Here is a 19614-nt window from a genome sequence, read left to right as displayed (position 1 = left end):
GACATGGCACAGAAGCAAATCAAAGTCACGCTCGTGCGCTCTGTCATCGGCACGCACAAGTCCCACCGCGCCACCGTGCGCGGCCTGGGCCTGGGCAAGGTGAACAGCAGCCGCGTCCTGGTCGATACGCCCGAGGTCCGTGGGATGATCCGCAAGGTGGATTATCTGGTCACCGTCTCGGAAGCCTAAAGGAATTCAGATGTCCGTCACTCAACTGAACACGCTCGCTCCCGCCGAAGGCGCCAAGCGCCCCCGCCGCCGCGTGGGCCGGGGCATCGGCTCGGGTCTGGGCAAGACCGCCGGCCGCGGCCACAAGGGCCAGAAGTCCCGCGCGGGCGGTTTCCACAAGGTCGGTTTCGAAGGCGGCCAGATGCCGCTGCAGCGCCGCCTGCCCAAGCGCGGCTTCACGCCGCTGGGCCGCCACCTGTTCGCCGAAGTCCGCCTGTCGGACCTCCAGGCGCTGCCGGTCGACGAGATCGACCTGCAGGTCCTGAAGGCCGCAGGCCTGGTCGGCGACCTGGTCCGCACCGTCAAGGTCATCAAGACCGGCGAACTGTCCCGCAAGGTCACTCTGCGCGGAATCAATGCGACGGCCGGCGCTCGCGCCGCGATCGAAGCGGCCGGCGGGTCGCTGGCGTAAGGGGCGGCTGTGGCCAAAGCTCAGGCACATAAGCCCAGCGCGGGATACGGCGACCTCAAGCGCCGCATCCTGTTCCTCGTGCTCGCCCTGATCGTCTACCGCCTGGGGACCCACATTCCCGTGCCCGGCATCAATCCGGACGCGCTGGCGGACCTGTTCCAGCAGAATCAGGGCGGCATCCTGGGCCTGTTCAACATGTTCTCCGGCGGCGCCCTGGAACGCTTCTCCGTGCTGGCGCTGGGGATCATGCCGTACATCTCGGCATCCATCATCATGCAGCTGATGGCGGTGGTCGTGCCGACTCTGGAAGCTATCAAGAAGGAAGGCCAGTCCGGGCAACGGAAGATCACCCAGTACACCCGCTACGGTACGGTGTTCCTGGCGCTGTTCCAGGCGGTCGGGATTTCGGTCGCCCTGGAATCCCAGCCGGGCCTGGTCATCGACCCGGGCCTGCTGTTCCGCTTCACCACGATCGTGACGCTGGTCACCGGCAGCATGTTCATCATGTGGCTGGGCGAGCAGATCACCGAACGCGGCCTGGGCAACGGCATCTCGCTGCTGATCTTCGCCGGGATCGTCGCCGGTCTGCCCGGCGCGCTGGGCGGCATGCTGGACCTGGTGCGCACGGACTCGATGTCCATCCTGTCGGCGCTGTTCATCCTGGCCCTGGTGGTGGGGGTGACCTACTTCGTGGTCTTCGTCGAGCGCGGCCAGCGCCGCATCACGGTGAACTACGCCAAGCGCCAGGTGGGCAACAAGCTCTATGGCGGCCAGTCCTCGCACCTGCCGCTGAAGCTGAACATGTCCGGCGTGATCCCGCCGATCTTCGCCTCGTCGATCATCCTGCTGCCCGCGACGGTCACCAGCTGGTTCTCCAGCAACCCGAACATGCGCTGGCTGGGCGACCTGGCGGCGGCCCTGTCGCCGCAGCAGCCGCTGTACGTGACGCTGTATTCCGGTCTGATCATTTTCTTCTGCTTCTTCTACACGGCGCTGGTGTTCAACAGCCGCGAGACGGCGGACAACCTGAAGAAGAGCGGCGCCTTCGTGCCCGGGATCCGTCCCGGCGAGCAGACCGCCCGCTACATCGACAAGATCCTCATGCGGCTGACGCTGTCCGGCGCGATCTATGTCACGCTGGTTTGTCTGCTGCCCGAACTGATGCAGATGCGCTGGAACGTGCCTTTCTATTTCGGCGGCACGTCCCTGCTGATCATCGTCGTCGTCGCGATGGATTTCATGGCGCAGGCGCAGGCTTACATGATGTCCCAACAGTATGACTCGCTGCTCCGGAAGGCGAACTTCAAGGGCGCCGCGGGATTACCCATGCGCTGAAGAACATGTCCAAGGACGACGTCATCCAGATGCAAGGGGAGGTCATCGAAAACCTTCCCAACGCAACGTTCCGCGTCAAGCTGGAAAATGGCCACATGGTATTGGGCCACATTTCGGGCAAGATGCGTATGCACTACATCCGGATCCTTCCGGGTGACAAGGTCACAGTGGAGCTCACGCCCTATGACCTGTCGCGCGCCAGGATTGTTTTCCGCTCCAAGTAGGTAGCGGCCGGTCAAGAACCAGGAGATCACCATGAAGGTAATGGCATCGGTAAAGCGGATCTGCCGCAACTGCAAAATCATCAAACGTCACGGCGTGGTGCGCGTCATCTGCACCGACCCGCGTCACAAGCAACGCCAAGGCTAAGGCCGGGCATAACGGATTTCACGAGGAACAGTCATGGCCCGTATTGCTGGCATCAATATTCCGCCGCACCAACACGCCGAGATCGGTCTGACGGCCATCTTCGGCATCGGCCGCACCCGCGCCCGCAAGATCTGCGAAGCGACCGGCATCGAGTACTCGAAGAAGATCAAGGATCTGACCGACGAGGAACTGGAAAAGATCCGTGAACAGATCAACGGCTACACGATCGAAGGCGACCTGCGCCGCGAAGTGCAGCTGTCGATCAAGCGCCTGATCGACCTGGGCACGTACCGTGGCATGCGCCACAAGCGCGGTCTGCCGGTGCGCGGCCAGCGCACCCGCACCAACGCGCGCACCCGCAAGGGCCCGCGTCGCGCCGCAGCGTCCCTGAAGAAATAACCTGAGGAAAGAACATGGCGAAAGCTCAGAGCGGCGCCGCGCGCGTCCGCAAGAAAGTCAAGAAGAACGTGTCCGACGGGATTGCCCACGTCCACGCGTCCTTCAACAACACCATCATCACCATCACCGATCGCCAGGGCAATGCCCTGTCGTGGGCCACGTCCGGCGGCGCCGGCTTCAAGGGCTCGCGCAAGTCGACGCCGTTCGCCGCACAGGTGGCCGCCGAATCCGCCGGCCGCGTGGCCCAGGAATACGGCATCAAGACGCTGGAAGTCCGCATCAAGGGCCCCGGCCCCGGCCGCGAATCCTCCGTGCGCGCCCTGAATGCCCTGGGGATCAAGATCTCCAGCATTTCGGACATCACGCCGGTGCCGCACAACGGCTGCCGTCCGCCCAAGCGTCGTCGTATCTAAGGGGAACATCTTGGCTCGTTACACTGGACCCAAATGCAAGCTTTCGCGCCGCGAAGGCACCGACCTGTTCCTGAAGAGCGCCCGCCGTTCGCTGGACTCCAAGTGCAAGCTCGAATCCAAGCCCGGCCAGCACGGCCGCATCTCGGGTTCGCGCACGTCGGATTTCGGCCTGCAGCTGCGTGAAAAGCAGAAGCTCAAGCGCATGTACGGCGTGCTGGAAAAGCAGTTTCGCAAGTACTTCGCCGAGGCTGATCGCCGCCGTGGCAACACCGGCGAGACGCTGATCCAGTTGCTCGAATCGCGCCTGGACAATGTCGTCTACCGCATGGGCTTCGGTTCCACCCGCGCCGAAGCGCGCCAGCTGGTGAACCACCGCGCCATCGAGCTGAACGGCCGCACCGCCGACATCGCCTCGATGCTGGTCAAGGCTGGCGACGTGGTCACCGTGCGCGAAAAGGCGAAGAACCAGTCCCGCATCAAGGAAGCCCTGGAACTGGCGACCGGCAACGGCTTGCCCCAGTGGGTCGAGGTCGACGCCGCCAAGCTGTCGGGCGTGTTCAAGCAGGCCCCGGATCGCGCCGACGTCGCCCACGACGTCAACGAATCCATGGTCGTGGAACTGTATTCCCGCTGATCCCCCGAGATCGGCGGCGTGCGCTGCCCGCCGTCCCCCTCCGGGGCGGCGGTTTTACCTCTTGTTTTCCGTCAGCCTTATCGGTGTAACGAGCCGAGGGTATTGAAAAGGAACATTCATGTCTGCACAAGGTTTTCTGAAACCCCGCACCATCTCCGTCGAAACCCTGGGCGCCCATCATGCCAAGGTCGTGATGGAGCCCTTCGAGCGCGGCTATGGCCACACGCTGGGCAACGCCCTGCGCCGCATCCTGCTGTCCTCCATGGCGGGCTACGCTCCCACGGAAGTCCAGATCAGCGGGGTCGTGCACGAATATTCCACGATCGCCGGAGTGCGCGAGGACGTCGTCGACATCCTCCTGAACCTGAAGGGCGTGGTGTTCAAGCTCCACAACCGCGACGAAGTCACGCTGCAGCTCAACAAGCAGGGCCCCGGCGAGGTCCGCGCCCGCGACATCGAACTGCCGCACGACGTCGAGATCATCAACCCGGATCACCTGATCGCCACCCTGACCGACAACGGCCGCCTGGAAATGCAGGTCAAGGTCGAGCAGGGCCGCGGCTACGTGCCGGGCAATGTGCGGGCCCTGGTCGACGACCGTTCGGCCACCATCGGCCAGATCGTCCTGGACGCCTCCTTCAGTCCCGTGCGTCGCGTCAGCTACGCCGTGGAGAACGCCCGCGTCGAGCAGCGCACCGACCTGGACAAGCTGGTGCTGGACGTGGAGACCAACGGCGTCATCAGCCCCGAGGAAGCCGTGCGCCAGTCGGCTCGCATCCTGATGGACCAGATCTCCGTGTTCGTGTCGCTGGCCGACAAGGACGCCGGCCAGTTGACCACCAGCCTGCCGGTGGGCGGCCAGTCGGCTCCGATCGACCCGGTGCTGCTGCGCCCGGTCGACGACCTGGAGCTGACGGTGCGTTCGGCCAACTGCCTGAAGGCCGAGAACATCTACTACATCGGCGACCTGATTCAGCGCACCGAGAATGAGCTGCTCAAGACCCCGAACCTGGGTCGCAAGTCGCTCAACGAGATCAAGGAAGTCCTGGCCGCGCGCGGCCTGACCCTGGGCATGAAGCTGGAAAACTGGCCGCCCGTCGGCCTCGAGCGCCCCTGATCGCAGCACCGGCATGCGCATGGCCACCGTCGTGGCTGAGCGCGTGCTAATATCCCGCCTCGGTCGCTTCGGCGGCCGGGGTTCAACCCCACCCGGGCCGCGGTGGGGACCCTTTGCACAAGCCGGGCGGTAAGCAGGCTCCGTGGATTCGGGTTGGATGCAAGGCGCGAACCGCGGCGATGGCAATAGCTATCGCGAGGATGAGCAACACGGCAGACAGCCCGAAGCCGCAGATGCATGCGGCGCGACGACTCGTTCAGAGGGTCCCCGATCCGATAGAAGATCCGGGTTCCATAGATTCAAAAGGAAATCGAAATGCGCCATCGTCACGGCCTTCGCAAACTGAACCGCACCAGCAGCCACCGTCTGGCCATGTTCCGCAACATGGCGGTCTCCCTGCTGACCCACGAAGCCATCAAGACCACCCTGCCCAAGGCCAAGGAACTGCGCCGCGTGGTCGAGCCCCTGATCACCCTGGGCAAGAACCCCACGCTGGCCAACCGCCGCCTGGCCTTCGCCCGCCTGCGCGATCGCGACGTCGTCACCAAGTTGTTCAACGACATCGGGCCGCGCTTCGCCGCCCGCAACGGCGGCTATACCCGTGTGCTGAAGATGGGCTTCCGCCAGGGCGACAATGCCCCCATGGCCTACATGGAACTGGTCGACCGTCCGGAAACCGAGGCGCCGGCCGGCGAATAAGTCGTCCTCCGCGCCGCCTTCCGGGCGGTGAATCGGCAAAACGGGCCCTGCGGGGCCCGTTTTGCCTTGGGTCATGGATGCTCAGGGTCAGCACGGGTACAATGAATTCGATACCCACACTGCGCCCGAAAACCATGAAAGAACAGACACCTGGCGGCGATCCCGCCCTGGTGGTGCGCCAGGCCGGCGCCTCCACCGATACCGTGGTGGTGCTCAGCACGGCGCCCGACGAGCTCCTGGCCAAGCGCATCGCGCACGTGCTGGTCGAGGAATCTCTGGTGGCCTGTGCCCAGGTGGGGCCGGCCATCGTCTCCATGTACCTGTGGCAGGGGGAACTCGAAGGCACGGATGAAGTCCAACTCGTGTTCAAGACCACGGCGGACACGCTGCCCGCGCTGTATGCGCGGCTGTGCGACCTGCATCCCTACGAAATCCCCGAGTTTATGGTGCTGGGCGTGCCCGCGGGCAGCCGCGCTTACCTGGATTGGGTCGTCCAGTCCACCCGTCCCGCCATCCAGGGCGCCTGACGGGTATCGCCGTCGCCGTATTCAAGGAAGTTGTCGATGCTGTATCCGTCGGACCTTGGCCCGTGGCTGTCGCCGGGCTCGTGCCTGTTCATGCGCGCGCGCGGCTTGCCGCGCCGGGCCGCGGCCCTGACGGGCATCCTGCTGCTGGCACTGTGCGGCCTGCTGGGCTCGGGCCCGGTCCGGGCGGCGGACGACTTCCTGGATCCCGAACTGGCCTTCGTCGAATCGGCGGCCATGACCGACCCCCTGACCCTGGACGTGCATTGGAAGATCGCGCCGGGCTACTACATGTACCAGGACCGGTTCGAGGTGCGCATCGAAGACGCCCGGGGCGGACTGCTGCTGTTCCGGCGCTCCGACCTGACGCCGGCGGATGCGGAGACCCGTGCGCCGGCCTGGGGGGACGCCCTGCGGCTGCCGCGCGGGCAGGTCAAGTACGACCCCACGTTCGAGAAGGACATGGAGGTCTTCCATGGGGGCGTGACACTGCGTGCGGCCCTGAGGCCCGGCGCCGAGGGCCCCCTGCGGGTCGCCGTCACCGGCCAGGGCTGCGCGGACGAGGGCCTGTGCTATCCGCCCATGACGAAGACCTTCGTCCTGCAGGCCGATGGCGACGGCTACCGCGCGGTCGGCGAGCAGGTCCGCGACCGGGTGCCGCCGCCGCGCGACGAGACGCCCGCCTCCGCCTCGGCTTCCTCCGGACGGGCGCCCGGCGCGGGCGTCGGCCTGTCGGCCGCCCTGCGCGGCGGCGCCGGAGCCGGGACTGCGCCGCCCCCGGCGGGCGGGCCCGGGGCCTCGTCCGCGGCCTCCGGACCGGACGGCGAATCCTGGCTGGACCTGGGCGACGTGGGCATGGCGGCCTGGCTGCACCAGGCGCCGCTGTGGCAGATCCTGACGCTGAGCCTGGCGCTGGGCGCCCTGCTGTCGCTCACGCCCTGCGTGCTGCCCATGGTGCCCATCCTGCTGGCCGTGATCTCCGGAGGCGGGGGCGTGGTCGGCCGGGCGCGCGGCCTGGGGCTGGCGGCGATTTACGTGCTGGGCATGTCCCTGGTGTATACCGCCCTGGGCGTGGCGGCCGGCCTGCTGGGCGCGGGCCTGGCTGCCTGGCTGCAGTCGCCCTGGGTGCTGGGCACCTTCGCCGTGTTGCTGGCGCTGTTCGCGCTGGCGATGCTGGACGTCTTCACCCTGCAGGCCCCGGTGGGCCTGCAGTCGGCGATGCAGGCACGTCTGCGGCGCCTGCCGGGGGGCCGCGCGGGCGGCGTGTTCGTGATGGGCCTGCTGTCGGCCCTGATCGTCGGGCCGTGCGTGGCCGCGCCGCTGGCCGGCGTGCTGCTGTTCATCTCGCAGACCGGCGATGTGGTGGTGGGCGGCGCCGCCCTGTTCGCCCTGGCCTGGGGCGAGGGCCTGCTCCTGCTGGCCGTGGGCGCGGGCGCCGGCGCCCTGATGCCGCGCGCCGGGGCCTGGATGACGCCGCTGAAGGCGGGCTTCGGCCTGCTGCTGCTGGCCACCGCCTGGTGGATGGCGAGGCCGCTGCTGGCCGACGGGCTTTACGTCGCCGGCTGGGTCGTGCTGGCGTTGTGGGCCGCCCTGCTGGCCTGGTCAGCCGCCGCCCAGGGCGAGGGCGAGGCCGGGCCGCTGCGGCTGTTGACGCGCGCCCTGGCCCTGATGCTGGCCCTGTGGGGACTGGCGCAGGGTGCCGGGCTGTTGGCGGGTGGGCACGACATGCTGCGCCCTCTGGCGCCGTTCACCGCCGGCGCGGGCGGGACCGGAGCGGGTGGCGTGTCGGCGTCCACGGATCCCGCCGCCATCCGCGCCCGCTTCACGCGCGTGCGGTCGCTGGCGGACCTGGACGCGCGGCTGGAGGCCGCCGACCGGCCCGTGATGCTGGATTTCTACGCCGACTGGTGCGTGTCCTGCCTGGAGATGGAGAAATTCACCTTCAGCGATCCGGCCGTTGCCGAACGGATGGGCCGGATGCGGCTGCTGCAGGCGGACGTGACCCGCATGACGGACGAGGATCGCGCCCTGCTGGCGCGCTTCGACCTGTTCGGTCCGCCGGGCATCCTGTTCTTCGATGCCCGGGGGCGCCTGATTCCCGAGGCCCGGGTGGTGGGGTTCAGGAAGGCGGACGCCTTCCGCGAGGTGCAGGATCGGGTGCTGGACGGAAATTAGACCGGAAGAAGGGCCACCCGCCGGGCGGCGGGATGGGTCGGCCGCATTCAGTCTTCCGATTCGCCGGTGGGCTCGTCCGTGCGGACCGGCTCGTGGGCTGAATCCGCGTCGTCCCGGGCCGGCTTGCGCTTTTCGATGGCGGCACCGGCCAGGATGCCGATTTCGTACAGCAGGCACAGCGGCGCGGCCAGCAGGATCTGGCTGAGGACGTCGGGCGGCGTCACCACGGCGGCGACGACGAAGGCGCCGACGACCACGTAGCCGCGGATCTCGCGCAGTTTCTTCACCGTGACCATGCCGGTCTTGACCAGCAGGACGACCGCGATCGGAACCTCGAAGGTCACGCCGAAGGCGATGAACATGGTCAGCACGAAATTGACGTAGGCCTCGATGTCCGGCGCCGGAGTGATGGACTGGGGCGCGAAGTGGGCGATGAAGTTGAAGACTGTGTGGAAGACCACGAAATAGCAGAACGCCATGCCCAGCAGGAACAGCAGGGTGCTGGAGATGATCAGGGGCAGCGCCAGGCGCTGTTCGTGGCGGTACAGGCCCGGGGCGACGAAGGCCCAGGCCTGGTACAGGACAACCGGCAGGGCCAGCACGAAGGATGCCAGCAAGGTGACCTTGATCGGCACCATGAAGGGCGTGATGACCCCGGTGGCGATCATGCGCGTGCCCTGGGGCAGCGAGGCCAGCATGGGCTGGGCCAGGATGTCGTAGATCATCGACGGGCCCGGATAGATGAACAGCACCACGAAGATGCCCAGCACGGCCATCACGGCCCGCAACAGGCGCGTGCGCAGTTCGATCAGGTGGGAGATGAACGTGTCCTGGGACGAGGCGTCGGAAGCGTCTGTCATGCCGTGCTTCAATGGCTGGTGTCGGTGGCGGCGGGCCGGGGGGCGGGCACCGGTTCGGGCGCCGGCGCGGTGGTCCGTTCAGTGGCCGGCGCCGGGATCGCGGGGGCGCCGACGGCGGGATCGGCCGGAGCGGTGCCGGATGCGGCGGCATCGGCGGGGGCGGATAGCGGGTCCAGCGCCTGGCGGGCCTGGTCCAGGGTGTCCTTGAGCGCCTGAGTGGGCTGGGTGACGGCGGCCTTGAGGTCGTCCACCGACGAGGTCATGGAGGACTGCACGGAACGGGCGGCATCCTCCATCTGGTGCTTGATGTCGCCGATTTCCTTCAGGTCCATTTCCTTCTGGATGTCGGACTTGACCTCGTTGACGTAGCGCTGGGCGCGGCCGAGCAGGTGCCCGACCGTGCGGGCGACCTTGGGCAGGCGTTCGGGGCCGATGACGATCAGCGCGATCACGCCGATCAGCATCAGTTCGCTGAAGCTGACATCAAACATGGCGGGTCCGGTGCGCGGCGGTCGGGATCAGGCGTCGGTCTTTTCGCGGGCCTGGACGTCCACGGTATCGGCGTCGCGGGTCTGCTGGGTGACGGCCGGCGTGGTGGTGGATTCGTCCTGCGCGTCCTTCATGCCTTTCTTGAAGCCTTTGACGGCGCCGCCGAGATCCTCGCCGATGTTGCGCAGTTTTTTCGTGCCGAAGATCAGGGCCACGATGACCAGGACGATCAGCCAGTGCCAGATGCTGAAGCTACCCATGAGAACTCCTTAGGCGGCGGGGGCCGCGCGGTTTGACCAGGGGCGTTCGCCCCCCAGGATGTGGAAATGCAGGTGATCGATTTCCTGACCGCCTTCGGCGCCGGTGTTGGACACCAGGCGGAAGCCGCCGGCGGGCATGGGATTGCAGCCGTTGGCGAAGGCGAGTTCGGGCGCCAGGCGCAGCATGCGGGCCAGCCAGTCGCCGTCGGCGACGCCGATGTCCGCCAGGGAGGCCACGTGATGTTTCGGGATCAGCAGCAGATGCACGGGAGCCGCCGGATTGATGTCGTGGAATGCGAGGAATTCGTCGTCTTCGTGGACAATGCGGGCGGGGATTTCGTGCCGGGCGATTTTACAGAACAGGCAATCGTGGCTCATGAGGACCTACGGGGAGGGGCCGGACATCGACCCGATCAATCCCGTATGTTGCCATATTTTCGCGGAGGCCGGTTTGATCGGGAGGGGGGAGGACGCCTCGTTTGCGGGTATGTCCCGAGAGATTCTCCCGGCTCGACTCGTCCAGGGCATCCCGAGCAGGCGCCGGGCGGACGAGGGCGTGCGGACCCTAGTCCTTCGGACGGGACGCCTTTTCCTCCAGCCCGGACAGCCCTTCGCGGCGGGCCAGTTCGGCCAGCACGTCCTCGGGACGCAGGTCGAAGTGCGTCAGGGCGACCAGGCAGTGGAACCAGAGGTCGGCGGTCTCGGCGACGATGCGCTCGCGGACGCCGTCCTTGGCGGCCATGACCAGTTCGGTGGCTTCTTCGCCGATCTTCTTCAGGAAGGCGTCCGGGCCGCGCGCCAGCAGCTTGGCGGTGTAGGACGTCTGCGGGTCGCCGCCGCGGTCGGGGCGGCGCGTCGCCAGGGTGTCGGCCAGCCGGGCCAGGGTGTCGGCGGTGGAGGAAGTCGTCATGTGGAGGAGTCCGTGATCGAAGGAGGCCCGGGCCCGGCGCGGCCGGCCCGTGCGGTGCATGCGTTCAGTGGCCGTGCGGGTGCGAGTGGCCGTAGATGGACTCGGGGTCCTTCAGCACCGGGTCCTGGGCGACCCAGGCCGGCGGATCCCCGGCCAGGTCCAGGCCCCGGTAGAAGCAGCGTTCTCGCCCGGTGTGGCAGGCGATGCCGCCGATCTGGGTGACCTTGAGCAGCAGCACGTCGCCGTCGCAGTCCAGGCGGATGTCGTGGACCTGCTGGACGTGGCCGGATTCCTCGCCCTTGCGCCACAGGCGCGCGCGCGAGCGCGAGAAATACACGGCGCGGCCGGTGCGCACGGTTTCGCGGACGGCTTCGGCGTTCATCCAGGCCATCATCAGCACGGTGCCGGTCCTGGCGTCCTGGGCGATGGCGGGAATCAGGCCCCGGTCGTCGAAGCGCAGGGCCGCCAGCCAGTCCTCCGGCGCGCAGGGGGCGGGTTGCGCGGGTGCCGTCATGCGGGCGCCTGCGCGGGAGCGGGTCGCACCGGGATGCCCTGGGCGGCCAGGTAGGCCTTGGCTTCGGCCAGGGTGTGCTGGCCGAAGTGGAAGATGCTGGCGGCCAGCACGGCGCTGGCGTGGCCCAGGGTGACCCCGTCGGCCAGGTGCTGCAGGGTGCCGACGCCGCCGGAGGCGATCACCGGCACCGGCACGGCGTCCGAGACGGCACGCGTCAGTTCCAGGTCGAAGCCGGACTTGGTGCCGTCGCGGTCCATGCTGGTGAGCAGCAGTTCGCCGGCGCCCAGGTCGGCCATGCGGCACGCCCATTGCACGGCGTCCAGCCCGGTGGCGCGACGGCCGCCATGGGTGAAAATTTCCCAGCGCGGGGCCTCGTCCTCGCCGGAGACGCGGCGGGCGTCGAGCGCCACGACGATGCATTGCGAGCCGTGGTGGCGGGCGGCCTCGGCCACGAGCTCGGGGCGGGCGACCGCCGCGCTGTTGATCGAGATTTTGTCGGCGCCCGCGTCCAGCAGGCGCTGCACGTCGGCCACCCGACGTACGCCGCCGCCGACCGTCAGGGGGATGAAGACCTGGCGCGCCACGGCTTCGATGATGGGCAGGATCAGGTCGCGGTCGTCGGACGTGGCCGTGATGTCGAGGAAGGTGAGTTCGTCGGCGCCCTGTTCGTCGTAGCGCCGGGCGATTTCCACCGGGTCGCCGGCGTCGGTCAGGTTGACGAAGTTCACGCCCTTGACCACCCGCCCGGCGTTGACGTCCAGGCAGGGGATGATGCGGCGGCACAGGCCAGACAGGACCGGCTGCCCGGCTGGAGCGTCGGACGGGGTCATGCGTCGGCGTCCTCGCCGGCCGCGTCCTCGGCCGGGGGGCCGGCCAGGTCGTCGGCGAGGGCCTGGGCGGCGGCGAAGTCCAGGGTGCCCTCGTACAGGCTGCGGCCCAGGATGGCACCTTCGACGCCCTCGTCGGCCACATCGCACAGGGCGCGGATGTCGTCCAGCGAGGCGACGCCGCCCGAGGCGATGACAGGGATGCGGACATGCTGCGCCAGGCGCACGGTGGCTTCGATGTTGACGCCCGAGAGCATGCCGTCGCGGCCGATGTCGGTATAGATGATGGACTCGCAGCCGTAGTCCTCGAATTTCCGGGCCAGGTCCAGCACGTCGTGGCGGGTCAGCTTCGACCAGCCGTCGGTGGCGATCTTGCCGTCGCGCGCGTCCAGGCCGACGATGATGTGCCCGGGGAAGGCCGAGCAGGCGTCGCTGAGGAAGCCCGGATCCTTGACCGCCGCCGTGCCGATGATGACGTAGGAGATGCCGTTGTCCAGGTAGTATTCGACCGTGTCCAGGTCGCGGATGCCGCCGCCGATCTGCACCGGGATGGATTCATCGACGGTGTCCACGATGGCCTGGATGGCGGCGCGGTTGCGCGGCTTGCCGGCCACGGCGCCGTTCAGGTCCACCAGGTGCAGGCGGCGCGCGCCCTGGGCGACCCATTGGGCCGCCATGGCGGCGGGGTCTTCGGAAAACACGGTGGCCTGGTCCAGGTCACCCTGGCGCAGGCGCACGCAATGCCCGTCTTTGAGGTCGATGGCGGGGATGAGCAGCATGGTCGTCGTGGTCGGTGCGGAAAGGATACGGGATGCGGTGCCGGGAGCCGGGTGGTTTCAGGGCTGCCAGCGGGTGAAGTTGCGGTACATCCGCAGCCCGGGGGCTGCGCTCTTTTCTGGGTGGAACTGTACGGCAAAAATATTGTCGTCCGCAATGGCGCAGCAGAACGGCAGGCCGTGGCGGCTGATGCCGGCGGTGAGCGCCGGGTCGGCGGGTTCGGCGTAGTAGCTGTGGACGAAATAGAACGGTGTGTCCTGGGCGATGCCTTCCCATAGCGGGTGGGCGCGAGTCTGGGTGACGGCGTTCCAGCCCATGTGGGGGACTTTCAGCCGTTCGCCGCCGTCGGCGGCGTGGTCGAAGGCCGGCCCCTGGAAGCGGCGCACGCGGCCGGCGAACAGGCCCAGGCCGGGGGTGTCGCCCTCGTCGCTGGCCTCGAACAGCATCTGTTCGCCCACGCATACGCCCAGCAGCGGCTTTTCGCGGGCGGCTCGCAGCACCGCGTCGCGCAATCCGGAGGTATCCAGCGTGCGCATGCAGTCTGGCATGGCGCCCTGGCCCGGGAATACGATGCGGTCGGCGGCGCGGATCTCGTCGGCGCTCCGGGCGATGCGGATGTCATGGCCGGGTGCGGCGGCTTGCAGGGCGCGGGCGACGGAATGGAAGTTGCCCATGCCGTAGTCGACGATGGCGATGCGGGTCACGATGCGGAAGTCCTCTGGGGAAACAGGATTACAGCGAGCCCTTGGTCGAGGGGATGGCGCCGCCGGCGCGCGGATCGACTTCGGCGGCCATGCGCAGCGCGCGGCCGAAAGCCTTGAAGATGGTCTCGCACTGATGGTGGGCGTTTTCCCCGCGCAGGTTGTCGATGTGCACGGTCGCCTGGGCGTGGTTGACGAAGCCCTGGAAGAATTCGCGCGCCAGGTCGACGTCGAACGTGCCGATGCGCGGCCGGGCGTAGGCCACGTGGTAGAACAGGCCGGGGCGGCCGGACAGGTCCACCACCACGCGCGACAGGGATTCGTCCAGCGGCACGTAGGCGTGGCCGTAGCGGCGCAGGCCTGCCTTGTCGCCCGTCGCGGCGGCGAAGGCCTGGCCCAGGGTGATGCCGACGTCCTCGACGCTGTGGTGGTCGTCGATGTGGGTGTCGCCGTCGCAGCGGACGTCCAGGTCGAACAGGCCATGGCGGGCGATCTGGTCCAGCATGTGGTCCAGGAAGGGCACGCCGGTGTTCAGGCCGCGGGAGCCGGTGCCGTCCAGGTTCAGGCTGACGCGGATGCGGGTTTCCTGGGTGTTGCGTTCGATGGTGGCGGTGCGCATGGGCGATGGGTGGGTCGGTCGGGGGTGGAACCGCGCGGCGCCGGAAGGGCCGCGCGGGCGGGTTAGGGCCTGTTTACACTGATCAGGGGGACCCCTTGATCAGTGTAAACAGGCCCTAGGGCTGCGCGTCCAGGCGCAGCGAGGCGCTGGCGGCATGTGCGTGCAGGCCTTCCCCTGTGGCCAGGGTGGCGGCGATGCGGCCCAGGGTCTGGGCGCCGGCGCGCGAGACCTGGATCAGGCTGCTGCGCTTCTGGAAATCATACACGCCCAGCGGCGAGGAGAAGCGCGCGGTGCGCGCGGTGGGCAGGACGTGGTTCGGTCCGGCGCAATAGTCGCCCAGGGATTCGGAACTGTAGGCCCCCAGGAAGATCGCGCCGGCGTGGCGGATCAAGGGCAGCAGGGCCTGCGGGTCGCGGGCGGAGATCTCCAGGTGTTCCGGCGCGATGCGGTTGACGATGTCGCAGGCCTGTTCGAGGCTGCCGGTACGGATCAGGGCGCCCCGGTTGGCCAGGCTGATGCGCAGGATGTCGGCGCGCGGCTGGGCCGGCAGCAGGCGCTCGATGGCGGCCTGGACGGCGTCCAGATAGTCGTCGTCCGGGCACAGCAGGATGGCCTGGGCGAGTTCGTCGTGCTCGGCCTGGGAGAACAGGTCGATGGCCAGCCATTCGGCGGGCGTGGACCCGTCGGCCAGGATCAGGATCTCGGACGGGCCGGCGATCATGTCGATGCCGACCGTGCCGAACACGCGGCGCTTGGCCGCCGCGACATAGGCGTTGCCCGGCCCGACGATCTTGTCCACGGCGGGCAGCGTGCGCGTGCCGTAGGCCAGGCCGCCCACGGCCTGGGCCCCGCCGATGGCGAATACGCGGTCCGCCCCGCCCAGCGCGGCGGCGGCCAGCACCATGGGGTTGCGCGCGCCGCCGGGCGTGGGCGTGACCATGATGAGTTCGGGCACGCCGGCGACCTTGGCCGGGATGGCGTTCATCAGCACCGAGGACGGGTAGGCGGCCTTGCCGCCCGGCACGTACAGGCCGACGCGGTCCAGCGGGGTGACCTGCTGGCCCAGCATCGTGCCGTCGGGCTCGGTGTAGGTCCAGGTCTCGGCGCGCTGGTGCTCGTGGTAGCGACGCACCCGGTCGGCGGCGGCCTCCAGCGCCGCGCGCTGGTCGGCGGGCAGGCCGTCCAGGGCCGCCAGCCAGTCGGCGCGGGGGATTTCCAGGGCTTCCAGCCGGTCGGCCCGGACGTGGTCGAAGCGCGCCGTGTAGTCCAGGATGGCCGCGTCGCCGCGCGCCCGCACGTCGTGCAGGATGTCGCGCACGGCGGTTTCGATGGCCTCGTCCTGGGAAGCGTCGTAGGCCAGGAGCCGGGCCAGCGCCGCGTCGAAATCGGGGGAACGGGCATCCAGTCGGTGAATCAGGGACATGATGGAAATCGGGTCGGAAGCGGGGTGCGGAAAATTGGACGGCGAACGGCCGCGCGGGCCGCTCGCGGCGGCCACGACGTGTCTATCTTAGCCGGAATTCCCGCAGTCCGAGCGGACGGCGGCCGCGGACGGTCCTCAGGCCATCGCGGCCGAGGCCCTGGCAAAGGCATCCAGGAAGGGCTGCAGGCGCTCGCCCTTCATCTTGAGCGCGGCCTGGTTGACGATCAGGCGCGAGGAGATCTGGCGGATTTCCTCGACCTCGACCAGGCGGTTGGCGCGCAGTGTGCCGCCCGAGGACACCAGGTCTACGATGGCGTCGGCCAGGCCCACCAGCGGGGCCAGCTCCATCGAGCCATAGAGCTTGATGATGTCCACGTGCACGCCCTTGGCGGCGAAGTGCTCGCGCGCGGCGCGCACGTACTTGGTGGCGATGCGCAGGCGCGAGCCCTGGCGCACGGCGGCCTGGTAGTCGAAACCCTCGGGGGCGGCCACGCACAGACGGCAGCGGGCGATGTTCAGGTCGATGGGCTGGTACAGTCCGCCGGGGTGCTGCGCCATGTGTTCGTGCAGCACGTCCTTGCCGGCGATGCCGAAGTCGGCCGCGCCGTACTGGACATAGGTGGGTACGTCCGAGGCGCGCACGATGATGATGCGCAGTTCGTCCGAATCCGTGGGCAGGATCAGCTTGCGCGAGGATTCCGGGTTTTCCGGCACGCCCACGCCGGCGGTGGCCAGCAGTGGCAGGGTTTCTTCAAAGATGCGGCCTTTGGACAGGGCCAGGGTCAGAGGGGAGAGGGCCATGTGGAGCCTGTCGCTTATTGGATGCGTTGGATGTCCGCGCCCAGCGCCTGGAGCTTGTGTTCCATGCGTTCGTAGCCGCGGTCCAGGTGGTAGATGCGTTCCACCGTGGTCTGGCCGCTGGCGGCCAGACCGGCGATCACCAGGCTGGCCGAGGCGCGCAGGTCGGTGGCCATGACGGTGGCCCCCAGCAGCCGCGCGACGCCCTGGACCACGGCGGTGTGGCCGTCGATCTCGATGTCCGCGCCCATGCGGTGCAGTTCCTGCACGTGCATGTAGCGGTTCTCGAAGATGTTTTCGGTGATGACGGCGGTGCCTTCGGCCAGCGTGTTCAGGGCCATCAGCTGGGCCTGCATGTCGGTCGGGAAACCCGGGTATTCGCTGGTGCGGAAGCCCGTCGCGCGCGGCCGGCCGGCCATGCGGGCGCGGATCCAGTCCGGCCCGGTGGTGATCTCCAGCCCGGCGTCGCGCAGCTTGTCCAGCACCGCGCCCAGTGTGTCGGGGGCCGCGTGGCGCAGGGTGATGTCGCCGCCCGTGGCGGCCACGGCGCACAGGAAGGTGCCGGCCTCGATGCGGTCGGGCACGATGCGGTGGGCGGCGCCGTGCAGGTGTTCCACGCCCTCGATGACGATGCGGTCGGTGCCGTGGCCTTCGATGTGCGCGCCCATGGCGATCAGGACGTTCGCCAGATCGACGACTTCCGGTTCGCAGGCGGCGTTTTCCAGCACGGTGCGGCCTTCGGCCAGGGCGGCGGCCATCAGCAGGTTTTCCGTGCCGGTCACGGTGACCATGTCCGTCAGGATGCTGGCGCCGCGCAGGCGGTCGGCCTCGGCCACGACGAAACCGTGGTCGATGTGGATGCGCGCGCCCATGGCGGCCAGGCCCTTGATGTGCTGGTCCACCGGCCGCTGGCCGATGGCGCAGCCGCCGGGCAGGCTGACCCGGGCGCGGCCGAAGCGCGCCACCAGCGGTCCCAGCACCAGAATGGACGCCCGCATGGTCTTGACCAGTTCGTAGGGGGCTTCCTGGCTGGACACCTGGTCGGCCTGGAGAGTGACGCGGGTCTCGTCCCCGCGTTCCGTGCGCACGCCCATGCGCTGCAGCAGGGTCAGGGTGGTGCCGATGTCGCGCAGGGCCGGGACGTTGTCCAGTTCCAGCGGATCGGCGGTCAGCAGCGACGCGCAGAGGATCGGCAGGGCGGCGTTCTTGGCGCCCGAGATGGCGACTTCGCCCCGCAGCGGGCGGCCTCCCTGGATCAGCAGCTTATCCATTGCTCTTGGTGGCTTCGTATTCGGCCGGCGTCAGGGTGCGCATCGACAGGGCGTGGATTTCCGCGCGCATGCGTTCGCCCAGGGCCTGGTAGACCACCTGGTGGCGGGCCAGCGTGCGCTTGCCCTCGAAGACGGAACTGACGATCAGGGCCTCGAAGTGGGCACCGTCGCCGTAGACTTCGAGGTGCTCGCAGGGGAGGTTGTCGGCGATGTACTGGCGGACGTGGTCGGGGGTGGGAGACATGGGTCAGCTCCGTAGTTTGTAGCCGCGCGCCAGCAGGCGCAGGGCGAACAGGCTCAGGGCCACGGCGACGGCCAGCACGATGGCCAGGCCGCGCCAGGGGGAAACGTCGGACGCCGCGAAGAATCCGTAGCGGAAGCCGTCGATCATGTAGAACACCGGATTCCAGCGCGAGACTTCCTGCCAGAAGGGCGGCAGGCTGTGGATCGAGTAGAACACGCCCGACAGGAAGGTGGCGGGCATGATCAGGAAGTTCTGGAAGGCTGCCAACTGGTCGAATTTTTCCGACCACAGGCCGGCGATCAGTCCCAGCACGCCCATGATCCAGCACGATAGCACCGCGAAGACCAGCAGCCACAACGGGGCCGTGACCGGCAGGCGCACGAAGAACAGCGCCACCAGCCAGACACAGGCGCCCACGGCCAGCCCGCGCGCGACCGCCGCCAGGATGTAGGCGGTGAAGATCTGGCGGTGGGAGAACGGCGGCAGCAGCACGAAGATCAGGTTGCCGGTGATGCGACTCTGGATCAGGGACGAGGACGGATTGGCGAAGCTGTTCTGCAGCATGCTCATCATCATCAGCCCGGGGATCAGGAAGGCGGTGTAGGAAATCGCGTCGTACACCCGCACACGGTCTTCGAGCACGTGGGAGAAGATCAGCAGGTACAGCAGCGCCGTCATCACCGGGGCGGCGATGGTCTGCAGGCCGACCTTCCAGAAGCGCATCAGTTCCTTGTGCAGCAGGGTCGGAAAGCCCGAGCCCATCGCGGGGCGGGCCTGGGAGACGGGGCGGATCACAGCTCGGCCTCCAGCACGGAATCGTCGTGCATGATGCGCACGAAGGCGTCTTCCAGATCGGCGCCGCCGACCCGCGCCATCAGCGCCTGGGTGGTGTCCAGCGCCACGATCTGGCCGGATTTCAGCATCGCCACGCGTCCGCACAGGGATTCGGCTTCTTCCAGGTAGTGGGTGGTGAGCAGGATCGTGTGGCCGGCCTGATTCAGGCGCGTGATGAAATCCCACAGTGTGCGGCGCAGGTCCACGTCCACGCCGGCGGTGGGCTCGTCCAGGATGATCACGGGCGGGCGGTGCACCAGGGCCTGCGCCACCAGTACGCGGCGCTTCATCCCGCCCGACAGTTCGCGCATATTGGCCTCGGCCTTGTCCAGCAGGCCCAGGTTGTCCAGGATCTCGTCGATCCAGTCGTCGTTGTTCCGCAGGCCGAAATACCCGGATTGCAGCCGCAGGGTCTCGCGCACGGTGAAGAAGGGGTCGTAGACGATTTCCTGGGGCACGACGCCCAGCGACTGGCGGGCGCGGCGAAAATCGTCGACCACGTCGTGGCCGCAGACCCGGGCGCTGCCCCGGGTGGCGCGGGACAGCCCGGCCAGGATGGAGATCAGCGTGGTCTTGCCCGCCCCGTTGGGGCCCAGCAGGCCGAAGAATTCGCCGTGCTCGACCGTCAGGCTGACGTCGCGCAGGGCCTGGAAGCCCGCGGACGCGGGACGGCCGCTCAGACGGTCGCGCCAGGATCGCTGGCGCGGAGCATAGACTTTGGAGACGTGTTGCAGGTCGAGGGCGGGCATGGGCTGGCGATGCGCCCCGAAGTGGGCGCCATC

Annotated in this window: 28 protein-coding genes; 12 read left to right on the top strand and 16 right to left on the bottom strand. The window is 68.3% G+C overall.

The features are described 5' to 3' along the window. The first annotated feature begins 3 nt into the window (after window positions 1–3). From rpmD to dsbD, 12 genes are all read left to right on the top strand, one after another. Window positions 4–189 carry a 50S ribosomal protein L30 gene (rpmD, locus tag ACTPOE_RS11990; protein WP_043678932.1) on the top strand — a complete coding sequence of 62 codons (186 nt, stop codon included), beginning with the start codon at window positions 4–6 and terminating at the stop codon, window positions 187–189. A gap of 10 nt (window positions 190–199) precedes the next feature. Continuing rightward, entirely contained in the window at window positions 200–640 is a 441-nt protein-coding gene (gene rplO, locus ACTPOE_RS11985; RefSeq protein WP_323024036.1) for a 50S ribosomal protein L15, read from the top strand. A 9-nt stretch (window positions 641–649) separates the two neighbouring features. After that, window positions 650–1975, top strand: coding sequence for a preprotein translocase subunit SecY (secY, locus tag ACTPOE_RS11980; RefSeq protein WP_458872392.1), 1326 nt, complete (start codon window positions 650–652; stop codon window positions 1973–1975). A 5-nt stretch (window positions 1976–1980) separates the two neighbouring features. Continuing rightward, a complete protein-coding gene (infA, locus tag ACTPOE_RS11975; RefSeq protein ID WP_043678924.1) occupies window positions 1981–2199 on the top strand; it encodes a translation initiation factor IF-1 in 219 nt (72 codons plus the stop codon). Window positions 2200–2230: 31 nt separating this feature from the next. Next, complete coding sequence (gene rpmJ / locus ACTPOE_RS11970; RefSeq protein WP_003805360.1) at window positions 2231–2344, top strand: 50S ribosomal protein L36; 114 nt, start codon at window positions 2231–2233, stop codon at window positions 2342–2344. Between the two features lie 33 nt (window positions 2345–2377). Further along, window positions 2378–2743: a 30S ribosomal protein S13 gene (rpsM, locus tag ACTPOE_RS11965; RefSeq protein WP_043678921.1), complete on the top strand. Its 366-nt coding sequence runs from the start codon at window positions 2378–2380 to the stop codon at window positions 2741–2743. A gap of 14 nt (window positions 2744–2757) precedes the next feature. Then, window positions 2758–3156, top strand: coding sequence for a 30S ribosomal protein S11 (gene rpsK / locus ACTPOE_RS11960; RefSeq protein WP_043678919.1), 399 nt, complete (start codon window positions 2758–2760; stop codon window positions 3154–3156). Between the two features lie 10 nt (window positions 3157–3166). Further along, window positions 3167–3790, top strand: a complete 624-nt coding sequence (gene rpsD, locus ACTPOE_RS11955; RefSeq protein WP_458872391.1) for a 30S ribosomal protein S4 — start codon at window positions 3167–3169, stop codon at window positions 3788–3790. 118 nt (window positions 3791–3908) lie between these two features. Continuing rightward, on the top strand, window positions 3909–4907 hold the full coding sequence (locus ACTPOE_RS11950) for a DNA-directed RNA polymerase subunit alpha (protein ID WP_458872390.1): 999 nt from the start codon (window positions 3909–3911) through the stop codon (window positions 4905–4907). 315 nt (window positions 4908–5222) lie between these two features. Further along, entirely contained in the window at window positions 5223–5606 is a 384-nt protein-coding gene (gene rplQ / locus ACTPOE_RS11945) for a 50S ribosomal protein L17 (protein ID WP_458872389.1), read from the top strand. A gap of 134 nt (window positions 5607–5740) precedes the next feature. Next, entirely contained in the window at window positions 5741–6133 is a 393-nt protein-coding gene (cutA, locus tag ACTPOE_RS11940; protein ID WP_458872388.1) for a divalent-cation tolerance protein CutA, read from the top strand. Window positions 6134–6169: 36 nt separating this feature from the next. Further along, window positions 6170–8305 (top strand): protein-disulfide reductase DsbD, encoded by a 2136-nt coding sequence (dsbD, locus tag ACTPOE_RS11935; RefSeq protein WP_458872387.1) that lies wholly within the window; start codon window positions 6170–6172, stop codon window positions 8303–8305. 47 nt (window positions 8306–8352) lie between these two features. Here the strand turns inward: dsbD and tatC are convergent, their stop codons facing one another. From tatC to ACTPOE_RS11855, 16 genes are all read right to left on the bottom strand, one after another. Further along, window positions 8353–9165 carry a twin-arginine translocase subunit TatC gene (gene tatC / locus ACTPOE_RS11930; RefSeq protein WP_458872386.1) on the bottom strand — a complete coding sequence of 271 codons (813 nt, stop codon included), beginning with the start codon at window positions 9163–9165 and terminating at the stop codon, window positions 8353–8355. 8 nt (window positions 9166–9173) lie between these two features. After that, a complete protein-coding gene (gene tatB / locus ACTPOE_RS11925; protein ID WP_458872385.1) occupies window positions 9174–9656 on the bottom strand; it encodes a Sec-independent protein translocase protein TatB in 483 nt (160 codons plus the stop codon). Window positions 9657–9683: 27 nt separating this feature from the next. Next, a complete protein-coding gene (gene tatA, locus ACTPOE_RS11920; protein WP_458872384.1) occupies window positions 9684–9914 on the bottom strand; it encodes a Sec-independent protein translocase subunit TatA in 231 nt (76 codons plus the stop codon). 9 nt (window positions 9915–9923) lie between these two features. Beyond that, a complete protein-coding gene (locus ACTPOE_RS11915; RefSeq protein WP_458872383.1) occupies window positions 9924–10292 on the bottom strand; it encodes a histidine triad nucleotide-binding protein in 369 nt (122 codons plus the stop codon). Between the two features lie 187 nt (window positions 10293–10479). Then, window positions 10480–10824 carry a phosphoribosyl-ATP diphosphatase gene (locus ACTPOE_RS11910; protein ID WP_458872382.1) on the bottom strand — a complete coding sequence of 115 codons (345 nt, stop codon included), beginning with the start codon at window positions 10822–10824 and terminating at the stop codon, window positions 10480–10482. 64 nt (window positions 10825–10888) lie between these two features. Continuing rightward, window positions 10889–11338 carry a phosphoribosyl-AMP cyclohydrolase gene (gene hisI / locus ACTPOE_RS11905; protein WP_458872381.1) on the bottom strand — a complete coding sequence of 150 codons (450 nt, stop codon included), beginning with the start codon at window positions 11336–11338 and terminating at the stop codon, window positions 10889–10891. After that, window positions 11335–12168 carry an imidazole glycerol phosphate synthase subunit HisF gene (gene hisF / locus ACTPOE_RS11900; RefSeq protein ID WP_458872380.1) on the bottom strand — a complete coding sequence of 278 codons (834 nt, stop codon included), beginning with the start codon at window positions 12166–12168 and terminating at the stop codon, window positions 11335–11337. The genes hisI and hisF overlap by 4 nt, the downstream gene beginning before the upstream one ends. Then, window positions 12165–12944, bottom strand: a complete 780-nt coding sequence (hisA, locus tag ACTPOE_RS11895) for a 1-(5-phosphoribosyl)-5-[(5-phosphoribosylamino)methylideneamino]imidazole-4-carboxamide isomerase (protein WP_458872379.1) — start codon at window positions 12942–12944, stop codon at window positions 12165–12167. The genes hisF and hisA overlap by 4 nt, the downstream gene beginning before the upstream one ends. Window positions 12945–13001: 57 nt before the next feature. After that, the gene (hisH, locus tag ACTPOE_RS11890) at window positions 13002–13646 is read right to left on the bottom strand and encodes an imidazole glycerol phosphate synthase subunit HisH (RefSeq protein WP_458872378.1); all 645 of its coding nucleotides are present in this window, start codon (window positions 13644–13646) and stop codon (window positions 13002–13004) included. 28 nt (window positions 13647–13674) lie between these two features. After that, window positions 13675–14262: an imidazoleglycerol-phosphate dehydratase HisB gene (hisB, locus tag ACTPOE_RS11885; protein WP_458872377.1), complete on the bottom strand. Its 588-nt coding sequence runs from the start codon at window positions 14260–14262 to the stop codon at window positions 13675–13677. A gap of 115 nt (window positions 14263–14377) precedes the next feature. Continuing rightward, complete coding sequence (hisD, locus tag ACTPOE_RS11880; protein WP_458872376.1) at window positions 14378–15685, bottom strand: histidinol dehydrogenase; 1308 nt, start codon at window positions 15683–15685, stop codon at window positions 14378–14380. A gap of 135 nt (window positions 15686–15820) precedes the next feature. Then, complete coding sequence (hisG, locus tag ACTPOE_RS11875) at window positions 15821–16486, bottom strand: ATP phosphoribosyltransferase (protein ID WP_458872375.1); 666 nt, start codon at window positions 16484–16486, stop codon at window positions 15821–15823. 14 nt (window positions 16487–16500) lie between these two features. Next, entirely contained in the window at window positions 16501–17754 is a 1254-nt protein-coding gene (gene murA, locus ACTPOE_RS11870; protein ID WP_458872374.1) for a UDP-N-acetylglucosamine 1-carboxyvinyltransferase, read from the bottom strand. Continuing rightward, window positions 17747–17998, bottom strand: a complete 252-nt coding sequence (locus ACTPOE_RS11865; RefSeq protein ID WP_458872373.1) for a BolA family protein — start codon at window positions 17996–17998, stop codon at window positions 17747–17749. Before ACTPOE_RS11865 ends, murA begins: the two co-directional genes overlap by 8 nt. A 3-nt stretch (window positions 17999–18001) precedes the next feature. Then, entirely contained in the window at window positions 18002–18760 is a 759-nt protein-coding gene (locus tag ACTPOE_RS11860) for an ABC transporter permease (RefSeq protein WP_458872820.1), read from the bottom strand. Between the two features lie 29 nt (window positions 18761–18789). After that, window positions 18790–19581 carry an ABC transporter ATP-binding protein gene (locus ACTPOE_RS11855; protein WP_458872372.1) on the bottom strand — a complete coding sequence of 264 codons (792 nt, stop codon included), beginning with the start codon at window positions 19579–19581 and terminating at the stop codon, window positions 18790–18792. Between the last annotated feature and the right edge of the window lie 33 nt (window positions 19582–19614).

It is taken from the genome of Castellaniella sp. WN (genome assembly GCF_054457555.1).
The sequence above is the reverse complement of the archived record's forward strand: the minus strand, read 5'-3'. Positions and strand labels throughout refer to the sequence as shown.

Excerpts from the sequence above, each read along its gene's own strand:
- rpmD (WP_043678932.1), top strand. The coding sequence starts at position 4 with ATGGCACAGAAGCAAATCAAAGTCACGCTCGTGCGCTCTGTCATCGGC.
- rplO (WP_323024036.1), top strand. The coding sequence starts at position 200 with ATGTCCGTCACTCAACTGAACACGCTCGCTCCCGCCGAAGGCGCCAAG.
- infA (WP_043678924.1), top strand. The coding sequence starts at position 1,981 with ATGTCCAAGGACGACGTCATCCAGATGCAAGGGGAGGTCATCGAAAAC.
- rpmJ (WP_003805360.1), top strand. The coding sequence starts at position 2,231 with ATGAAGGTAATGGCATCGGTAAAGCGGATCTGCCGCAACTGCAAAATC.
- rpsM (WP_043678921.1), top strand. The coding sequence starts at position 2,378 with ATGGCCCGTATTGCTGGCATCAATATTCCGCCGCACCAACACGCCGAG.
- rpsK (WP_043678919.1), top strand. The coding sequence starts at position 2,758 with ATGGCGAAAGCTCAGAGCGGCGCCGCGCGCGTCCGCAAGAAAGTCAAG.
- ACTPOE_RS11950 (WP_458872390.1), top strand. The coding sequence starts at position 3,909 with ATGTCTGCACAAGGTTTTCTGAAACCCCGCACCATCTCCGTCGAAACC.
- rplQ (WP_458872389.1), top strand. The coding sequence starts at position 5,223 with ATGCGCCATCGTCACGGCCTTCGCAAACTGAACCGCACCAGCAGCCAC.
- cutA (WP_458872388.1), top strand. The coding sequence starts at position 5,741 with ATGAAAGAACAGACACCTGGCGGCGATCCCGCCCTGGTGGTGCGCCAG.
- dsbD (WP_458872387.1), top strand. The coding sequence starts at position 6,170 with ATGCTGTATCCGTCGGACCTTGGCCCGTGGCTGTCGCCGGGCTCGTGC.
- tatC (WP_458872386.1), bottom strand. The coding sequence starts at position 9,165 with ATGACAGACGCTTCCGACGCCTCGTCCCAGGACACGTTCATCTCCCAC.
- tatB (WP_458872385.1), bottom strand. The coding sequence starts at position 9,656 with ATGTTTGATGTCAGCTTCAGCGAACTGATGCTGATCGGCGTGATCGCG.
- tatA (WP_458872384.1), bottom strand. The coding sequence starts at position 9,914 with ATGGGTAGCTTCAGCATCTGGCACTGGCTGATCGTCCTGGTCATCGTG.
- ACTPOE_RS11915 (WP_458872383.1), bottom strand. The coding sequence starts at position 10,292 with ATGAGCCACGATTGCCTGTTCTGTAAAATCGCCCGGCACGAAATCCCC.
- ACTPOE_RS11910 (WP_458872382.1), bottom strand. The coding sequence starts at position 10,824 with ATGACGACTTCCTCCACCGCCGACACCCTGGCCCGGCTGGCCGACACC.
- hisI (WP_458872381.1), bottom strand. The coding sequence starts at position 11,338 with ATGACGGCACCCGCGCAACCCGCCCCCTGCGCGCCGGAGGACTGGCTG.
- hisF (WP_458872380.1), bottom strand. The coding sequence starts at position 12,168 with ATGACCCCGTCCGACGCTCCAGCCGGGCAGCCGGTCCTGTCTGGCCTG.
- hisA (WP_458872379.1), bottom strand. The coding sequence starts at position 12,944 with ATGCTGCTCATCCCCGCCATCGACCTCAAAGACGGGCATTGCGTGCGC.
- hisB (WP_458872377.1), bottom strand. The coding sequence starts at position 14,262 with ATGCGCACCGCCACCATCGAACGCAACACCCAGGAAACCCGCATCCGC.
- hisD (WP_458872376.1), bottom strand. The coding sequence starts at position 15,685 with ATGTCCCTGATTCACCGACTGGATGCCCGTTCCCCCGATTTCGACGCG.
- hisG (WP_458872375.1), bottom strand. The coding sequence starts at position 16,486 with ATGGCCCTCTCCCCTCTGACCCTGGCCCTGTCCAAAGGCCGCATCTTT.
- murA (WP_458872374.1), bottom strand. The coding sequence starts at position 17,754 with ATGGATAAGCTGCTGATCCAGGGAGGCCGCCCGCTGCGGGGCGAAGTC.
- ACTPOE_RS11865 (WP_458872373.1), bottom strand. The coding sequence starts at position 17,998 with ATGTCTCCCACCCCCGACCACGTCCGCCAGTACATCGCCGACAACCTC.
- ACTPOE_RS11860 (WP_458872820.1), bottom strand. The coding sequence starts at position 18,760 with ATGGGCTCGGGCTTTCCGACCCTGCTGCACAAGGAACTGATGCGCTTC.
- ACTPOE_RS11855 (WP_458872372.1), bottom strand. The coding sequence starts at position 19,581 with ATGCCCGCCCTCGACCTGCAACACGTCTCCAAAGTCTATGCTCCGCGC.